The following is a 14,667-nucleotide window of genomic DNA, read 5'->3' as shown; positions in this document are numbered from 1 at the left end:
CCTCACCGGCGCATCCCATGCCGTGGTAGGCCGTCGAAGTCAACTTTGTGCATGGGTTCACAAACGTCTAGCCTGATCGGGTCCCCACGTGCTCCACGTGTGGGAGAACGCCTCGTTCGAGAGGAGCCGGTGAGCAAGAGTGTCCGCCGACCCAGCACTGCGTCGCGAGATCCCCGACGCAACCGTCGCGCGGCTTCCCGAGTACCTCCGAACGCTCTCGCGCCTCGCTGAGGACGGCGTCCTGTCGGTCTCGTCGGAAGAGCTCGCGGCCGAGGTCGGAGTGCGCTCGGCGCAGCTGCGCAAGGACCTCAGCCACCTCGGCTCCTACGGGGTCCGCGGCGTGGGCTACGACGTCGAGACGCTCGCCCTCGAGATCTCCCGCGCCCTCGGTCTGACCGAGGACTGGCCCGTCGCCATCGTCGGGATGGGCAACCTCGGGCACGCGCTCGCCTCCTACTCCGGCTTCGTCACCAAGGGCTTCCGCATCGTCGGTCTCTACGACGACGACCCCGCGCTCGCCGACGAGAAGATCGTCGGGGTGGCGATCCGCCCACTCGCCGAGCTCACCGAGCACCACGCCGTCGATCCCATCGCCATCGGCGTCATCGCGACGCCGGCCCCCGCCGCCCAGGCCGTTTGCGACGCCCTCGTCGGCGCTGGCATCAGCTCGATCCTCAACTTCGCGCCCGCGGTGCTCTCCGTCCCGAGCGGCGTGGACGTACGCCGGGTCGACCTCTCGACCGAGCTGCAGATCCTCGCCTTCCACGCCCAGCGCAAGTCGCTGGCCGCGGGTGACCTCCGGTCGGCGGTGGCCGCCCCATGAGCCTTCTCGTCATCGGCCTGTCCCACCACACCGCCCCGCTGTCGGTGCTCGAGGCGCTCTCGGAGCGTCCCGGCCGTGCCGAGGCCATCGCCGCCTCCGTGCTCAGCTCGGCCACGGCCACCGAGGCCGTCGTGCTCTCCACGTGCAACCGCCTCGAGGTCTACGCGTCGGTGCCGGCCTTCCACCCCGCCGTCGCCGCCATCGGTGAGGCGCTCGCCCTCGCTGCCGGGGTCGAGGAGCCCGAGGGGGCGCGCCGCGTCGCCGACCTGCCGCCGGGCGACCCGGCCGACGCCCTCGCCGACCGTGCCGAGGCCCTCGCCGACCACCTCTACGTGCGCTACGACGACGCCGCCGTCGCCCACGCCTTCACCGTCGCCTGCGGGCTCGACTCGATGGCCGTCGGCGAGGCCCAGATCCTCGGCCAGATGCGCGACTCGCTCGCCGGGGCCCAGAGCCGGGGTCAGGTGGGGGAGTCGCTCAACGCGCTCTTCCAGGGCGCCCTGCGCGTCGGCAAGCGCGCCCACACCGAGACCGACATCGACCAGCACAGCGTCTCGCTCGTGCAGATCGCGCTCGAGGAGGCGGCCGCGGTCCTCGGCCCGCTCGAGGATGTCGCCGCCGCGGTCGTCGGGGCCGGTGGCATGAGCGGCCTCGCCGCCGCGACCGTCCGCCGCCAGGGCATCGGGTCCCTCACCATCGTCAACCGCACGCCCGAGCGTGCCGAGCGCCTCGCGGCCACGACGTCCGGCGTGGCCCGTCCCTGGGACGACCTGACCGACGTCCTCGCCGAGAGCGACCTCGTCGTCACGTGCACCGGGGCGGTCGGCCACGTCATCACGGCCGACATGCTGGCCGCGAGCGCGAGCCGCCGCGGGGGTCGACCCCAGGTCGTCGTCGACCTGGCCCTCCCGCGCGACGTCGAGCCCGTCGTCTCCTGGCCGCACGCCGTCCCGGGCGTCTCGCTCGTCGACCTCCAGTCGCTGGGACTCCTGCTCGAGGGCCGCGCCGACACGACCCAGGTCGTCCGTGTGCGCGAGCTCGTCACCGGTGAGGTCGCCGACTACCTGACGCGCCGCATGGAGAAGTCCGTGGCGCCCACCGTCGCCGCGCTGCGCGCTCGTGCCGCCGCCCTCGTCGCGACCGAGATGGAGCGGCTCGACCAGCGGCTGCCCGGCCTCGACGAGGCCACCCGTGCCGAGGTCGGCCTCGCCGTGCACCGCATCGTCGAGAAGCTGCTCCACACGCCGACCATGCGGGTCAAGGAGTTCGCGATGGAGGGCAGCGGCGACGACTACGCCGCCGCCCTGCGCGAGCTCTTCGACCTCGAGCCCAAGGACGTCGCCAACGTGTCCACGCCGCCGAAGCGGGCCCAGCCATGACCGCCCTGCGTCTCGGCACGCGCCGATCGGCCCTCGCCACCACCCAGTCCGGGTGGGTGGCCGACCGCCTCCGCGAGGCCGGCCACGAGGTCGAGCTCGTCGAGATCACGACCGAGGGCGACGTCTCGGGCGAGCTGCTCACCGCGATCGGTGGCACCGGCGTCTTCGCCGCGGCCATCCGACGAGCCCTGCTCGACGGTCGCATCGACGTCGCCGTGCACTCGCTCAAGGACCTCCCGACGGCGCCCGAGCCGGGTCTCGTCGTCGCCGCCGTGCCGGTGCGCGAGGACAGCCGCGACGTGCTCGTGGCGCGCGACGGGCTGACGCTCGGCGAGCTGCCCGCCGGTTCCGTCGTCGGCACCGGCTCGCCGCGTCGCACGGCACAGATCGCGGCGCTCGGGCTCGGCATCGAGATCCGGCCGATCCGCGGAAACGTCGACACCAGAATCGGATTCGTCTCCTCGGGTGCGCTCGACGCAGTCGTGCTGGCGCGCGCCGGTCTCGCCCGGCTCGGCCGTCTCGACGAGGCCACCGAGGTCATCGACCCGATCCAGGTGCTGCCGGCACCGGGTCAGGGCGCCCTCGCCGTCGAGTGCCGGTCCGACCGCGACGACGTCGTGGCCGCCGTGTCCGTCCTCGACGACCCCGACACGCGAGCCTGCGTCGAGGCCGAGCGCTCGCTGCTCGCGACGCTCGAGGCCGGTTGCACCGCACCCGTCGGGGCGCTCGCGGAGGTCGTCGAGGGCGACGACGGCCTCGAGCTGTCGCTGCGTGCCTTCGCCGGCGCGGAGGACGGCACCGCCCCGCTGCGCCGCTCGCTCGTCGGGCCCTACGACGAGCCGGTGGTTCTCGGCTCGCGCCTCGCCCGGATCCTGCTGGAGGACGGCGCCGCCGACCTCCAGGTCGCCACGTCAGCTGGACCTGTCCCAGACCACGCCCCACACCAACCGGAGCAAGTTTCGTGACTCCTTCCCGCCAGCCGTCAGAGCAGACGGACTCGACTCCCACCCACGCGACGACGCCGGCGTGTGTCGCCTTCGTCGGCTCCGGACCGGGCGATCCCGGCCTCATGACGCTGCGCGGCCGCGACCTGCTCGCCGCCGCCGACGTCGTGATCCTCGACCGGATCGCCCGCGACGACGTCGTGCTCGAGCACGCCCGCCCCGACGTCGAGATCATCGACGCCGGCCACGGCGAGCAGGGCCAGGAGCTCACCCACGCGGTGCGCGCCAAGCTCGTCGTCAAGGCCGCGAAGTCGGTCGCCCCCGGCGGTCTCGTCGTGCGCCTCATGGACGGTGACCCCGCGACCTTCAACGGCCTCGTCGAGGAGGTGCGTGCCTGCCGCAAGGCCGGCATCACCTACGACGTCGTGCCGGGGGTGTCGGCGCTCACCGCCGGGCCCACGTATGCCGGAGTGCCCCTGACCTCGAAGTCGACCGGGGCCGTCCACGTCGTTGGCGTCGACCGCTCCGGCGTCGACTGGTCCGCCTACGCGGCCGACACCGACACCCTCGTGCTGCTCGGCGGCACGGAAGGCATCCGGGCCGCCCTCGCTGCGCTGCGCGCTGCAGGACGTCCGGCGCACGCCCTCGTGGCGCTGACGGCATACGGCACCACCGTGCGCCAGTCCTCCGTCGCGACGACCCTCGGCGACGCCGACGGGATCTTCGGTGGCAAGGAGCCGCTGCAGGTGTCGCTCGCCGTCGTGTCTCCCAACGTCGGGCTGCGTGACGAGTTCTCGTGGTTCGAGTCCAAGCCGCTCTTCGGCTGGAAGGTGCTCGTGCCGCGCACCCAGGCCCAGGCCGGCTCGATGGTCGACCGGCTCGCCGGCTACGGCGCGACGGCCGACGTCGTGCCGACCATCTCCGTCGAGCCGCCGCGCACGCCGCAGCAGATGGAGAAGGCCGTCAAGGGCCTCGTCACCGGACGCTACGAGTGGGTCGGCTTCACCTCGGTCAACGCCGTGCGCGCCGTGCGCGAGCGCTTCGAGGAGTTCGGGCTCGACGCCCGGGCCTTCGCCGGCCTCAAGGTCGCCGCGGTCGGTGGCGTCACCGCCGCCGCTCTCCGCGAGTGGGGCATCAACCCCGACCTCGTGCCCGCGGGCGAGCAGTCCGCTGCCGGGCTGCTCGAGTCGTGGCCCGAGTTCGACGAGGTCCTCGACCCGATCAACCGCGTGCTGCTGCCCCGCGCCGACATCGCGACCGAGACGCTCGTCGCCGGCCTGCGCGACATGGGCTGGGAGGTCGACGACGTCACGGCCTACCGGACGGTCCGCGCCGCCCCGCCGGCCGCGTCGATCCGCGACGCCATCAAGGGCGGCGACTACGACGCCGTGCTCTTCACGTCGAGCTCGACCGTGCGCAACCTCGTCGGCATCGCCGGAAAGCCCCACGCCGCAACGGTCGTCGCATGCATCGGGCCGGCCACGGCCAAGACGGCGCAGGAGCACGGCCTCCGGGTCGACGTCCTCGCGCCCGAGGCCTCGGCCCTCAGCCTCGTCGACGCGCTCGCCGGCCACGGCGTCGGGCTCGCCGTCGCGGCGGCCGAGGCGGGCCAGTCGGTGCAGCGTCCCAGCGACAAGCGTCCGGCCTCGCGCCGCCGCGCCCGCTGAGACGAGGCCCCGATGATCGAGCGTCCCCGTCGCCTGCGCCAGACCCCCGTCCTGCGATCCCTCGTCGCCGAGACCCGGCTGCACCCGCGTGACCTGGTGCTGCCCGTCTTCGTCGGCGAGGGCCTGACGGAGCCGCGCCCGATCACGAGCATGCCGGGCGTCGACCAGCACACGCTCGAGAGCGTCGTCGAGGTCGCCCACCGCTGCGTCGCGGCCGGACTCGGCGGGATCATGCTCTTCGGGGTGCCGCAGGAGAAGGACGCGACCGGCTCGGGCGCCGTCGACCCCGACGGCATCCTCAACGTCGCCCTGCGTGCCGTCCGCGACGCCGTCGGTGACGACCTCGTCGTCATGGCCGACACGTGCCTCGACGAGTTCACCGACCACGGGCACTGCGGCGTGCTCGACGAGCACGGTCGCGTCGACAACGACGCCACCAACCTCCTCTACGCCGAGATGGCCGTCGCGCAGGCTCGCGCGGGCGCCCACGTCGTGGCGCCCTCCGGGATGATGGACGGGCAGGTCGCCGTCATCCGCGAGGCGCTCGACGCCGAAGGCCTCACCGACACCGTGATCCTCGCCTACTCCGCCAAGTACGCCTCGGCCTTCTTCGGGCCCTTCCGCGAGGCCGTCCAGTCGAGCCTGCAGGGCGACCGCCGCACCTACCAGCAGGACCCGGCCAACATCGTGGAGTCCCTCCGCGAGATCGACCTCGACATCGCCGAGGGCGCCGACATGGTCATGGTCAAGCCGGCGATGTCCTACCTCGACGTCGTCGCGGCCGCTGCCGAGCGGGCGTCGGTGCCGGTCGTGGCGTACCAGGTGTCGGGCGAGTACTCCATGATCCACGCGGCCGCGGCCAACGGCTGGATCGACCTCCGGAGCGCCGCGATCGAGTCCCTCACCTCGATCCGCCGCGCCGGTGCGCAGGTCGTGCTGACGTACTTCGCGCTCGACGTGGCCGAATGGACCGCCTGACACCACTACCATCTGTGCAATCGCAGGAGGTTGACATGTCAGGTACAGGGGATGACGGCGTGCGGTGGCTCAGTGACGCCGAGCAGGCGTCGTGGCGGGCCATCCTGCGCGGCACGAGGCTGCTCGAGCGCGCGCTCGACGACGCGCTCGGCGACGCCGGGTTGCAGCTGAGCGAGTACGAGATCATCTCGATGCTCTCCGAGAGCCCGAACCACCGGCTCCGGATGTCCGAGCTCGCGGCCATGGTCGTCCAGTCGCGCAGCCGGCTGACGCACACGGCGAAGCGGCTCGAGGACCGCGGCTGGGTGACGCGCGAGCAGTGCTCCGACGACAAGCGCGGCGTCGAGCTCGTCCTGACGACCGGCGGTCTGGCTGCAGTCGGCGACATCGCGCGCGTCCACGTGCAGAGCGTGCGCGCCAACCTCGTCGACATCATGACGGCGACGCAGTTCACGGCGATCGGCGACGCCATGGCCATCGTGCGTGACCACCTCGACCCGAACGGCACGAGCGGCCACTGACGACCCGGCGGGGCGCACCCAGCATCGGTTGAGAGACTGGGTGCATGAGCTCGCAGCCCGTCACCGTCCAGACGACCACCGACGCCCCGGCGTCCGCCGCGCTCCTGGCACGGGCCAGCGAGGTGATCCCCGGTGGGGTCAACTCGCCGGTGCGCGCCTTCCGGGCGGTCGGCGGCACGCCGCGCTTCATGGCGAGCGGGACCGGTCCGTGGCTGACCGACGTCGACGGCAAGCGCTACGTCGACCTGATCTGCTCGTGGGGCCCGATGATCCTCGGCCACGCGCATCCCGACGTCCTCGCCGCCGTGACCGAGGCGGCCGCTCACGGCTTCTCGTTCGGCACGCCCAGCGAGAACGAGGTGCGCCTCGCCGAGGAGATCGTCCGGCGGGTCGAGCCCGTCGAGCAGGTGCGCCTCGTCAACTCCGGCACCGAGGCGACGATGTCGGCCATCCGCCTCGCCCGCGGCTTCACCGGCCGCGACGTCATCGTCAAGTTCGCCGGCTGCTACCACGGTCACGTCGACGCCCTCCTCGCCTCGGCGGGCTCGGGTGTCGCGACCTTCGCCCTCCCCGACTCCGCCGGTGTGCCGCGCTCGAGCGCCGGCGAGACGATCGTCTTGCCCTACAACGACGTCCCGGCCCTCGAGGCCGCGTTCGCCGAGCGCGGCCACGAGATCGCCGCCGTCATCACGGAGGCCGCGGCCGGCAACATGGGCGTCGTCCCGCCGGCTCCCGGCTTCACCGAGGCACTGCTCCGCGTCACCAGGGCGCACGGCGCCCTCCTCGTCTCCGACGAGGTGATGACGGGCTTCCGGTGCAGCGCGTCAGGCTTCTACGGCCTCGAGGGACCCTATGCCACAGGGGCGCCCGACCTCTTCACCTTCGGCAAGGTGATGGGCGGCGGCTTCCCGACCGCGGCCTTCGGCGGTCGTGCCGACGTCATGGCGCTCCTCGCCCCGCAGGGGCCCGTCTACCAGGCCGGCACGTTGTCCGGTAACCCCGTCGCCTCCGCTGCCGGCCTCGCGACGCTCCAGGGCTGCACGCCTGCCGTGTACGAGCGCCTCGACGTCGTCTCGCACGCGATCGCCGACGCCGTCGCGAGCGAGCTCTCCGCGGCCTCGGTGCCGCACACGATCCAGTGGGCCGGCTCGATGTTCTCGGTCTTCTTCCGCGACGGGGCCGTCGCCAACTACGACGACGCCAGGGACCAGGACAGCGACGCCTTCCGCCGGTTCTTCCACTCGATGCTGAGCCAGGGCGTGCACCTCCCGCCGAGCGCCTTCGAGTCGTGGTTCGTCTCGGCCTCGCACGACGACGAGGCCGTCGACCACGTGCTCGCGGCCCTACCGGCCGCAGCGCGGGCCGCCGCGACCTCGGACTGACCTGCGGACCGCCGACCCGGCGCCTCGCGCGGCCCCGGTTCGAGGTGATCGCGGCCGCCACGGGCCAGCCCGCGATCACCTCGAACGGGCGTGGGGACCGGGCGACACGGCATACGGCAAGCGGGGATTGTGGGCTCGACCCACGAGGAGGACGCTGGTCGGTGACGGCGGCGCCGTCGGGGTGCCGCCCCGACCGAGGGAGGTGGGGTCGTGCACGCACGCTCCACGACGGTCCTGGGCCGTCCCGGCATGATCGAGAGCGGCATCGCACACGTGCAGGACGTGGTGATGCCGCAGGTCAGGGCGATGGACGGCTGCGTGGGCCTGTCCATGGTCGCCGACCGCATCAGCGGCCAGTGCATCGTCACGACGGCCTGGCGTGACGATGCCGCGATGCGCGCCACCGCCGACACCGTCGTCCCGCTCCGACGGCAGGCGGCCGACCTGCTCGGCGGTGAGGCCACCGTCGAGGAGTGGGAGATCGCCTACCTCCACCGTGACCACCGCGTGGCCGACGGCTGCGCCGCCCGGGTGACGTGGACCGACGGCGACCCGGCCATGGTCGACCGGATGCTCGACGCCTTCCGGATGGGCATCATGCCGCGGGTCGAGCAGCTCGAGGGCTTCTGCAGCGCCAGCCTCTTCGTCGACCGGGCCGCGGGACGGACGTGCGTCACCGCGACGTACGACTCACCGCAGGCGATGATGGCGACCCGCAACGCGGCGATGGGCCTGCGGGCCGACCTCGTGCAGGAGACCGGCATGAGGATCACCCAGATCGGCGAGTTCTCCCTCGCCATCGCGCACCTCGACGTGCCCGAGCTCGTCTGACGCCGGTCGTCCGGGCGCTAGTGGACGGCGGCGAGGAGCACCCCGACGCCGACGAAGAGCCCGCCGAAGACGCGGTTGAGCGTGCGCTGGCCCGACTCGCGCTGGGTCAGTCGCCCCAGCCCGCGTGCCGCCGCGGCGAAGAAGAACCACATGACGATGACGTCGATGGCGATCACCGTCGCGGCGAGCACGGCGTACTGCGGCAGCAGGGGCTGCTCCGGCCGGATGAACTGCGGCGTGAACGCGAGGAAGAAGACGACGGCCTTCGGGTTGGTGAGGTTGACGAGCAGACCGCGGCGGAACATCGACCACGCCGGCTCCCGCTGCACCTCACCCACCCGTGCCGCCGCGGCGCGCGACCGGAACTGGCGGATCCCGAGGTAGACGAGGTAGGCGGCGCCGGCATACCGGATGAGGTTGAAGAGCACCGGTGAGCCCGCGACGAGGACGCCGACGCCGGCGGCCACGACGGCGATGTGGGCGAGCAGCGCGACCTGCTGGCCGAGGATGCCCCAGATCGAGCGGGTCCAGCCGGACCCGAGCGAGTTGGCCATCGTGTTGACGGCGCCGGCCCCGGGGGTGAAGGAGATGAGCGCGCCCGTCGCGACGAGCGTCAGCCAGAGTGACCACGACACGTCACGGAGTGTAGGTCGGCCCCCGTCCGTGGCGCCGGTCGTCCCACGGACGGCGTGACCTCGGCCACCGGTGTCGGGGACCGCCACCGACGGCGTACGCGTGGGGCCATGTCAGCGGGGCACCGCTCGGTGTCGCTGCACGTCACAGGGGGTGCACAGGCTCGGATGCGGATTCGGTCCTGAGCACGACGTTTGAGAGACTGTCGCCCATGGGTGAGAGCACGAGCGGGGTGGCGCCGGGCGCCGACGACCTCACGGTCGTGCACCTCATGCGACACGGTGAGGTCCACAACCCCGACGGCGTGCTCTACGGGCGCCTCGACGGCTTCCACCTCTCCGATCTCGGCCGGGAGATGGCGTGTCTCGTCGCGGCCCACCTCCGAGCCAACGACATCACCCACGTCGTCGCCTCACCGCTCGAACGCGCCCAGGAGACCGCGGCCCCCATCGCGGTCGACCACGACGTCGAGATCGCCACCGACACACGCGTCATCGAGTCCGAGAACCAGTTCGAGGGCCGGTCGGTCAGCCCCAAGGACCTGCTCCACCCGCGCAACTGGCACCTCTTCCGCGACATCACGAAGCCCTCCTGGGGCGAGCCCTACGAGGACATCGCGACCCGCATGCTCGCGGCCGTCGCCGACGCGCGCGACGCCGCCCGCGGACACGAGGCCGTCGTCGTGAGCCACCAGCTGCCGGTCTGGACCGTGCGCAACAAGCTCGAGGGACGGCGCCTCTGGCACGACCCGCGCAAGCGCGAGTGCACGCTCGCCTCGCTGACGTCGCTGACCTACCGGGGCGACGAGCTCGCCTCGATCACGTACTCCGAGCCGGCCGCCGAGCTGCTCGCGAGGGCGAGCAAGAGCGTGGGCGCCTGATGGACCACCTCGACCGACGCACCGCACTGCGGTGGGGCGCCGTGGCCATGGCCGGGGGCCTCGTGACGTTCGCGGCCGCCTGCTCGTCCGACCCGAACTCCGTTGCGGACCAAGCCCGCTCGGGTGACCGCAAGGGCTACGTCGCCGGCGACGGCTCCATCGAGCAGCTGCCCGCCACCGACCGCGGCGAGCCGGTGAAGCTCGACGGCACGACCCTCGAGGGCAAGCCGTGGAGCAGCGCCGAGCGCGCCGGCACGGTCCTCGTCGTCAACGTCTGGGGCTCGTGGTGCCCACCCTGCATCGAGGAGACGCCCGCGCTGCAGAAGGCCTGGGAGACCGTGCAGTCGAAGGGCAAGAAGGTCGAGTTCATCGGCCTCGACAAGCTCGAGGGCCCCGAGACCGGGCTCGCCTTCCAGACCGCCAACAAGGTGACCTACCCGTCGCTGGCCTACGACGGCGGCGTCCCGATCCTCTCCCTCCAGGGCAAGGCCTCCGCCACCCCGACGACGCTCGTGCTCGACCACCGGGCCCGCATCGCGGCGCGTGTCTCCGGTCCTGTCTCGACGACGACCCTGCTCGGCCTCATCGACGACGTCCTCGCCGAGAAGGCCTGAGGTCCTCGTGGGTACCGAGCTCGCCTCCGGGTCACTCCTCGCCGCGGGGCTCGTCGCCCTCGTGGCCGGGTTCGTCTCGTTCGCCTCACCGTGCGTGCTGCCCCTCGTGCCCGGCTTCCTCGGCTACGTCACCGGTCTGTCCGACGTGTCGCTGGAGAAGCGGTCGCGCGGACGGCTCGTCGTCGGGGCGCTGCTCTTCGTCCTCGGCTTCACGGTCGTCTTCCTCATCGCGGCCGCTGCCGTTTCTGCCGTCGGCCTCGCCTTCCGCGAGCACCAGAGCGCGCTGCTGCGCGTCGGCGGTGCCGTGGTCCTGCTCATGGGTCTGCTCTTCCTCGGGCTCGGCCGCTCGTATGCCGCCCCGGTGAGCTGGCGACCGCGTGCCGGACTCGCGGGGGCACCGTTGCTCGGCGCCGCCTTCGCCATCGGCTGGTCGCCGTGCATGGGCCCGACGCTCGGGGCCATCCAGGCCATGGCTGCTCCGATCTCGGCCGAGTCCGGCTCGATCGGACGCGGCCTCGCGCTCGCCGCCGTCTACTCGATCGGGCTGGGTCTGCCGTTCGTGCTCATGGCGGCGCTGTGGGAGCGCGCCGGCACGGCGAGCGACTGGCTGCGTCGGCACCGCCGCGCCCTCCAGAACGTCGGCGGCCTGCTCCTCGTCGCCGTGGGCCTGCTCATGCTGACCGGGGTCTGGGAGGACGTCATCGTCTGGCTCCAGGTGCGGCTCGTCAACGGCTTCCGGGTGGCGATCTGACATGAGCACCGACACCGACCCCGCCACCGGCGAGGCCACCGCCACGGCCGACACGTCCGTCGACGCGGCCGCAACCCGGAAGGCCACGGCCGGCGCGACGCCCAGCGACGGCATACGCACGGGGATGCGTCCCGACCGCCAGGAGCCGACGCTTCCCACCCTCGGCGCGATCGGGATGCTCCGCTGGGGCTGGCGCCAGCTGACGAGCATGCGCACGGCGCTCTTCCTGCTCCTGCTGCTCTCCATCGCCGCCGTCCCGGGCTCGATCTTCCCGCAACGCAACATCGACGCCGGCCGGGTCGCCGACTACATCGCCCAGAACCCGACGAGCTCGCCGTGGCTCGACAAGCTCGGCTTCTTCGACGTCTACGCGTCGCCGTGGTTCTCGGCGATCTACCTGCTGCTGTTCGTCTCCCTCGTCGGCTGCATCGTGCCGCGCACGAAGGTGCACCTGTCGGCCCTGCGCTCGCGGCCGCCGCGCGCCCCCGCCCGGCTCAAGCGTCTCGACGAGCACGCCGAGATCACGACGACCCTCTCGCCCGACGAGGCGCTTTCGGCTGCGCGGGCCGTGTTGAAGCGCAAGCGGTTCCGGCTGCACTCGCACGACGCGACGAGCGTCTCCGCCGAGTCCGGCTACCTCCGCGAGACCGGCAACCTGCTCTTCCACCTGGCCCTGACCGGCATCATCATCGGCATGGCGGTCGGCCACCTGCTCGGCTGGCGCGGCGACATCATCCTCGCCGAGGGCGACAAGTTCGCGTCGTCCGCGGGCACCTACAACACGATCTCGCCCGGCCCGTGGGTCGACACCGAGACGCTGCCGCCCTTCGTCCTCTCGCTCGACAAGCTCCACGTCGAGTTCAACGAGACGCCCGGCCGCTCGTTCGGCACGCCGCGCCTCTTCGACGCGCAGACGACGCTGCAGAGCTCGCCCGGCGCCCCGAAGAGCAGCGAGAACGTCTCGGTCAACCACCCGATCACCGTCGACGGCGCCGACATCTTCCTGCTCGGCAACGGCTACACGCCCGTCATCACCGTCAAGGACGCCAAGGGCTCCGTGCTCTACCGCGAGGCGACGCCGTTCCTGCCGCAGGACGGCAACTACCGCTCGGTCGGCGTCATCAAGGTGCCGTCGGCCTCGCCGAAGCAGCTCGGCTTCACCGGCTTCTTCCTGCCGACCGCCGAGCCGAGCTTCACCAACGGGCCGGTGTCGATCTTCCCCGACACCAAAAACCCCGAGGTGGCGCTCTCGGTCTGGGAGGGCAACCTCTTCCCGGGTGGCGCGCCGCAGTCGGTCTACACGCTCAACACCGACGAGATGAAGCAGGTCACCAAGGCCGACGGCTCGCCCGCGCTGATCCGCCTCAAGCCCGGCCAGACCTACCAGCTCCCGGGCGACCGCGGCTCGATCACCTTCGACAGCGTCAAGCGCTTCGCCGGCCTGTCCGTGCGCACCGACCCCGGCGCCCCGATCAGCCTCGTCTGCGCGATCCTCGCGACGCTCGGCCTGATCCTCGGGCTCACGATCAAGCGCCGCCGCGTCTTCGTCCGCGTGCGGCCGGCCCCCGCCACCACGGGCGACGGCCCCGACGGCGGCACGCTCGACAGCCCTGCCGGCGCCGACGGGCGACCGGCTACCGTGGTCACCATCGGTGGCCTCTCGAAGGACTCCGACCCCGGGCTCGCCGCGATCGTCTCCGCGATCACGACCGGCGTGCACGACCGCCTTGCAGAACGGACCGACCGCTCGTGAACCTCGCAGCCAACGCCAACGCCGCGCTCTACGCGTCGATGATCGTCTACACGCTCGCCATGCTCGCCTTCACCTGGCACCTGGCCGCGCGAGCACCGAAGGTGGCCGACTCGAAGGCCGTCGCCGAGTCCCGTGCCGAGGTCGCCGCCAACGAGCGCGAGGGCGTCCTCGTCGGTGCCGGCGCCCCGACCCCGGCCGAGCGACGTCCGGCAACGCCGTACGCTGCCGGGCCGGGTTTCGAGGAGAGCCTCAAGAGCCGCCAGCGGGGCAGCATCGCCCTGATGCTCACCTACCTCGCGTCGGCGCTGCTCGTCGCGTCGGTGCTCATGCGCGGCCTCGCCGTGGGCCGCCCGCCGTGGGGCAACATGTTCGAGTTCGCGACGGCCGCCACGGCTGCGGTCGGTGCCGCCTACAGCGTGCTCGCCAAGCGCAACAACTGGCAGTGGCTCGGCGTCTTCATCGTCACGCCCATCCTCCTCGTCCTCGGTCTCGCCCTGACGGTGCTCTACACCGAGGCCGGCGAGCTCATGCCGGCCCTCAAGTCCTACTGGCTCGGCATCCACGTCTCTGTGGCCTTCCTCGCCGTCGCCTTCTTCACGCTGGCCTTCGCGGTCGGCCTGCTCTACCTCGTGCGCCTGCGCCGTGAGGAGAAGCCGCCGGCCAAGCCGAACTTCATCGAGTCGCTGCCGTCGTCCGCCTCGCTCGAGCGGACGGCATACAGCCTCAACATGGTGGCCTTCATCCTCTGGACGTTCACGCTCATCGCGGGAGCCATCTGGGCCAAGCAGGCCTGGGGCGCCTACTGGCAGTGGGACCCCAAGGAGGTCTGGACCTTCGTCATCTGGACGGTCTACGCCGCCTACATGCACGGCCGCGCGACGGCCGGCGTCGACCACCGCAAGTCGATGTACATCGCGCTCGCGGGCTACGTCGCCGTCATCATCAACTTCACGCTGGTCAACCTCGTCTCGACCTTCGTGGGCATGCACAACTACTCGGGCATGTGACGGTGATCTGACATGGTCCGTTACTCCTTGCTCCGCATCCTCATCTTCTTCGGGTTCCTCTTCCTCTTCTGGCTCATCGGCCTGCGCAACAACCCCGTGCTCCTGCTCGGTGCCTCGGCGATCGCCTCGGCGGCCGCGTCCTACATCCTGCTGCGCGGCATGCGCGACGAGATCACGGCCAAGCTCGTCGAGCGCCACGAGGCCAAGCTCGAGGCGAAGCACGCGGTCGACCCGACGAGCGACGAGTTCGCCGAGGACCTCGAGGACGAGCGCCCGCTCCGCGACGCCGACACCACGGGTGCCGCGGCCACCGAGGACCCCCGCAACGCCGACCGCTGAGCGCCGACCCCCACTCGAGTGAGCGCCCAACCACAGTCGAGTGAGTGCGCCGTCACACCGGTCCCAGGCGGTTTCAGGGCGTGTGCGCAACGTTGAGTAGTTCGTTGAGTTTATGGGCGGGGGTGTGGAAGCCGAGGGTGGCTCGGGGGCGGGTGTTGAGCAGTT

General features: G+C 72.0%; 15 protein-coding genes. 14 read left to right on the top strand and 1 reads right to left on the bottom strand.

Features of this window, described 5'->3' with window-relative positions:
• Window positions 1–139: 139 nt before the first annotated feature.
• From ASH01_RS06995 to ASH01_RS06960, 8 genes are all read left to right on the top strand, one after another.
• The gene (locus ASH01_RS06995; protein ID WP_020145048.1) at window positions 140–823 is read left to right on the top strand and encodes a redox-sensing transcriptional repressor Rex; all 684 of its coding nucleotides are present in this window, start codon (window positions 140–142) and stop codon (window positions 821–823) included.
• On the top strand, window positions 820–2,202 hold the full coding sequence (hemA, locus tag ASH01_RS06990; RefSeq protein WP_056773485.1) for a glutamyl-tRNA reductase: 1,383 nt from the start codon (window positions 820–822) through the stop codon (window positions 2,200–2,202). The genes ASH01_RS06995 and hemA overlap by 4 nt, the downstream gene beginning before the upstream one ends.
• A complete protein-coding gene (hemC, locus tag ASH01_RS06985) occupies window positions 2,199–3,167 on the top strand; it encodes a hydroxymethylbilane synthase (RefSeq protein WP_056773483.1) in 969 nt (322 codons plus the stop codon). Before hemA ends, hemC begins: the two co-directional genes overlap by 4 nt.
• Window positions 3,164–4,813: a uroporphyrinogen-III synthase gene (locus tag ASH01_RS06980; RefSeq protein WP_056773480.1), complete on the top strand. Its 1,650-nt coding sequence runs from the start codon at window positions 3,164–3,166 to the stop codon at window positions 4,811–4,813. Before hemC ends, ASH01_RS06980 begins: the two co-directional genes overlap by 4 nt.
• A gap of 12 nt (window positions 4,814–4,825) precedes the next feature.
• Window positions 4,826–5,791 carry a porphobilinogen synthase gene (hemB, locus tag ASH01_RS06975; RefSeq protein ID WP_056773478.1) on the top strand — a complete coding sequence of 322 codons (966 nt, stop codon included), beginning with the start codon at window positions 4,826–4,828 and terminating at the stop codon, window positions 5,789–5,791.
• Between the two features lie 35 nt (window positions 5,792–5,826).
• Complete coding sequence (locus ASH01_RS06970) at window positions 5,827–6,312, top strand: MarR family winged helix-turn-helix transcriptional regulator (RefSeq protein WP_056773476.1); 486 nt, start codon at window positions 5,827–5,829, stop codon at window positions 6,310–6,312.
• A 44-nt stretch (window positions 6,313–6,356) separates the two neighbouring features.
• Window positions 6,357–7,694, top strand: coding sequence for a glutamate-1-semialdehyde 2,1-aminomutase (gene hemL / locus ASH01_RS06965; RefSeq protein ID WP_056773474.1), 1,338 nt, complete (start codon window positions 6,357–6,359; stop codon window positions 7,692–7,694).
• A 210-nt stretch (window positions 7,695–7,904) separates the two neighbouring features.
• A complete protein-coding gene (locus tag ASH01_RS06960; RefSeq protein ID WP_056773470.1) occupies window positions 7,905–8,525 on the top strand; it encodes a hypothetical protein in 621 nt (206 codons plus the stop codon).
• Window positions 8,526–8,542: 17 nt separating this feature from the next.
• Here ASH01_RS06960 and ASH01_RS06955 read toward each other — a convergent pair whose 3' ends face one another.
• Window positions 8,543–9,160: a LysE family transporter gene (locus tag ASH01_RS06955; RefSeq protein ID WP_056773467.1), complete on the bottom strand. Its 618-nt coding sequence runs from the start codon at window positions 9,158–9,160 to the stop codon at window positions 8,543–8,545.
• Between the two features lie 209 nt (window positions 9,161–9,369).
• Between ASH01_RS06955 and ASH01_RS06950 the strand changes: the two genes are divergently transcribed.
• Genes ASH01_RS06950 through ASH01_RS06925 form a run of 6 tightly spaced genes read left to right on the top strand, consistent with a single transcriptional unit; the run spans window position 9,370 to window position 14,502 of the window.
• Entirely contained in the window at window positions 9,370–10,038 is a 669-nt protein-coding gene (locus tag ASH01_RS06950) for a histidine phosphatase family protein (protein WP_056773464.1), read from the top strand.
• On the top strand, window positions 10,038–10,652 hold the full coding sequence (locus ASH01_RS06945; protein WP_056773459.1) for a TlpA family protein disulfide reductase: 615 nt from the start codon (window positions 10,038–10,040) through the stop codon (window positions 10,650–10,652). The genes ASH01_RS06950 and ASH01_RS06945 overlap by 1 nt, the downstream gene beginning before the upstream one ends.
• A gap of 7 nt (window positions 10,653–10,659) precedes the next feature.
• Window positions 10,660–11,403: a cytochrome c biogenesis CcdA family protein gene (locus ASH01_RS06940; RefSeq protein WP_056773456.1), complete on the top strand. Its 744-nt coding sequence runs from the start codon at window positions 10,660–10,662 to the stop codon at window positions 11,401–11,403.
• A gap of 1 nt (window position 11,404) precedes the next feature.
• Complete coding sequence (resB, locus tag ASH01_RS06935) at window positions 11,405–13,156, top strand: cytochrome c biogenesis protein ResB (RefSeq protein ID WP_082619577.1); 1,752 nt, start codon at window positions 11,405–11,407, stop codon at window positions 13,154–13,156.
• A complete protein-coding gene (gene ccsB / locus ASH01_RS06930) occupies window positions 13,153–14,163 on the top strand; it encodes a c-type cytochrome biogenesis protein CcsB (RefSeq protein ID WP_056773453.1) in 1,011 nt (336 codons plus the stop codon). Before resB ends, ccsB begins: the two co-directional genes overlap by 4 nt.
• A 12-nt stretch (window positions 14,164–14,175) precedes the next feature.
• On the top strand, window positions 14,176–14,502 hold the full coding sequence (locus ASH01_RS06925; protein ID WP_056773450.1) for a DUF4229 domain-containing protein: 327 nt from the start codon (window positions 14,176–14,178) through the stop codon (window positions 14,500–14,502).
• The last annotated feature ends 165 nt before the right edge of the window (window positions 14,503–14,667 follow it).

The organism is Terrabacter sp. Soil811 (assembly GCF_001429655.1).
Taxonomy (GTDB): domain Bacteria; phylum Actinomycetota; class Actinomycetes; order Actinomycetales; family Dermatophilaceae; genus Terrabacter.
This window is presented reverse-complemented; position numbering and strand designations above follow the sequence as displayed.

Excerpts from the sequence above, each read along its gene's own strand:
- hemA (WP_056773485.1), top strand. The coding sequence starts at position 820 with ATGAGCCTTCTCGTCATCGGCCTGTCCCACCACACCGCCCCGCTGTCG.
- hemC (WP_056773483.1), top strand. The coding sequence starts at position 2,199 with ATGACCGCCCTGCGTCTCGGCACGCGCCGATCGGCCCTCGCCACCACC.
- hemB (WP_056773478.1), top strand. The coding sequence starts at position 4,826 with ATGATCGAGCGTCCCCGTCGCCTGCGCCAGACCCCCGTCCTGCGATCC.
- ASH01_RS06970 (WP_056773476.1), top strand. The coding sequence starts at position 5,827 with ATGTCAGGTACAGGGGATGACGGCGTGCGGTGGCTCAGTGACGCCGAG.
- hemL (WP_056773474.1), top strand. The coding sequence starts at position 6,357 with ATGAGCTCGCAGCCCGTCACCGTCCAGACGACCACCGACGCCCCGGCG.
- ASH01_RS06950 (WP_056773464.1), top strand. The coding sequence starts at position 9,370 with ATGGGTGAGAGCACGAGCGGGGTGGCGCCGGGCGCCGACGACCTCACG.
- ASH01_RS06945 (WP_056773459.1), top strand. The coding sequence starts at position 10,038 with ATGGACCACCTCGACCGACGCACCGCACTGCGGTGGGGCGCCGTGGCC.
- resB (WP_082619577.1), top strand. The coding sequence starts at position 11,405 with ATGAGCACCGACACCGACCCCGCCACCGGCGAGGCCACCGCCACGGCC.
- ASH01_RS06925 (WP_056773450.1), top strand. The coding sequence starts at position 14,176 with ATGGTCCGTTACTCCTTGCTCCGCATCCTCATCTTCTTCGGGTTCCTC.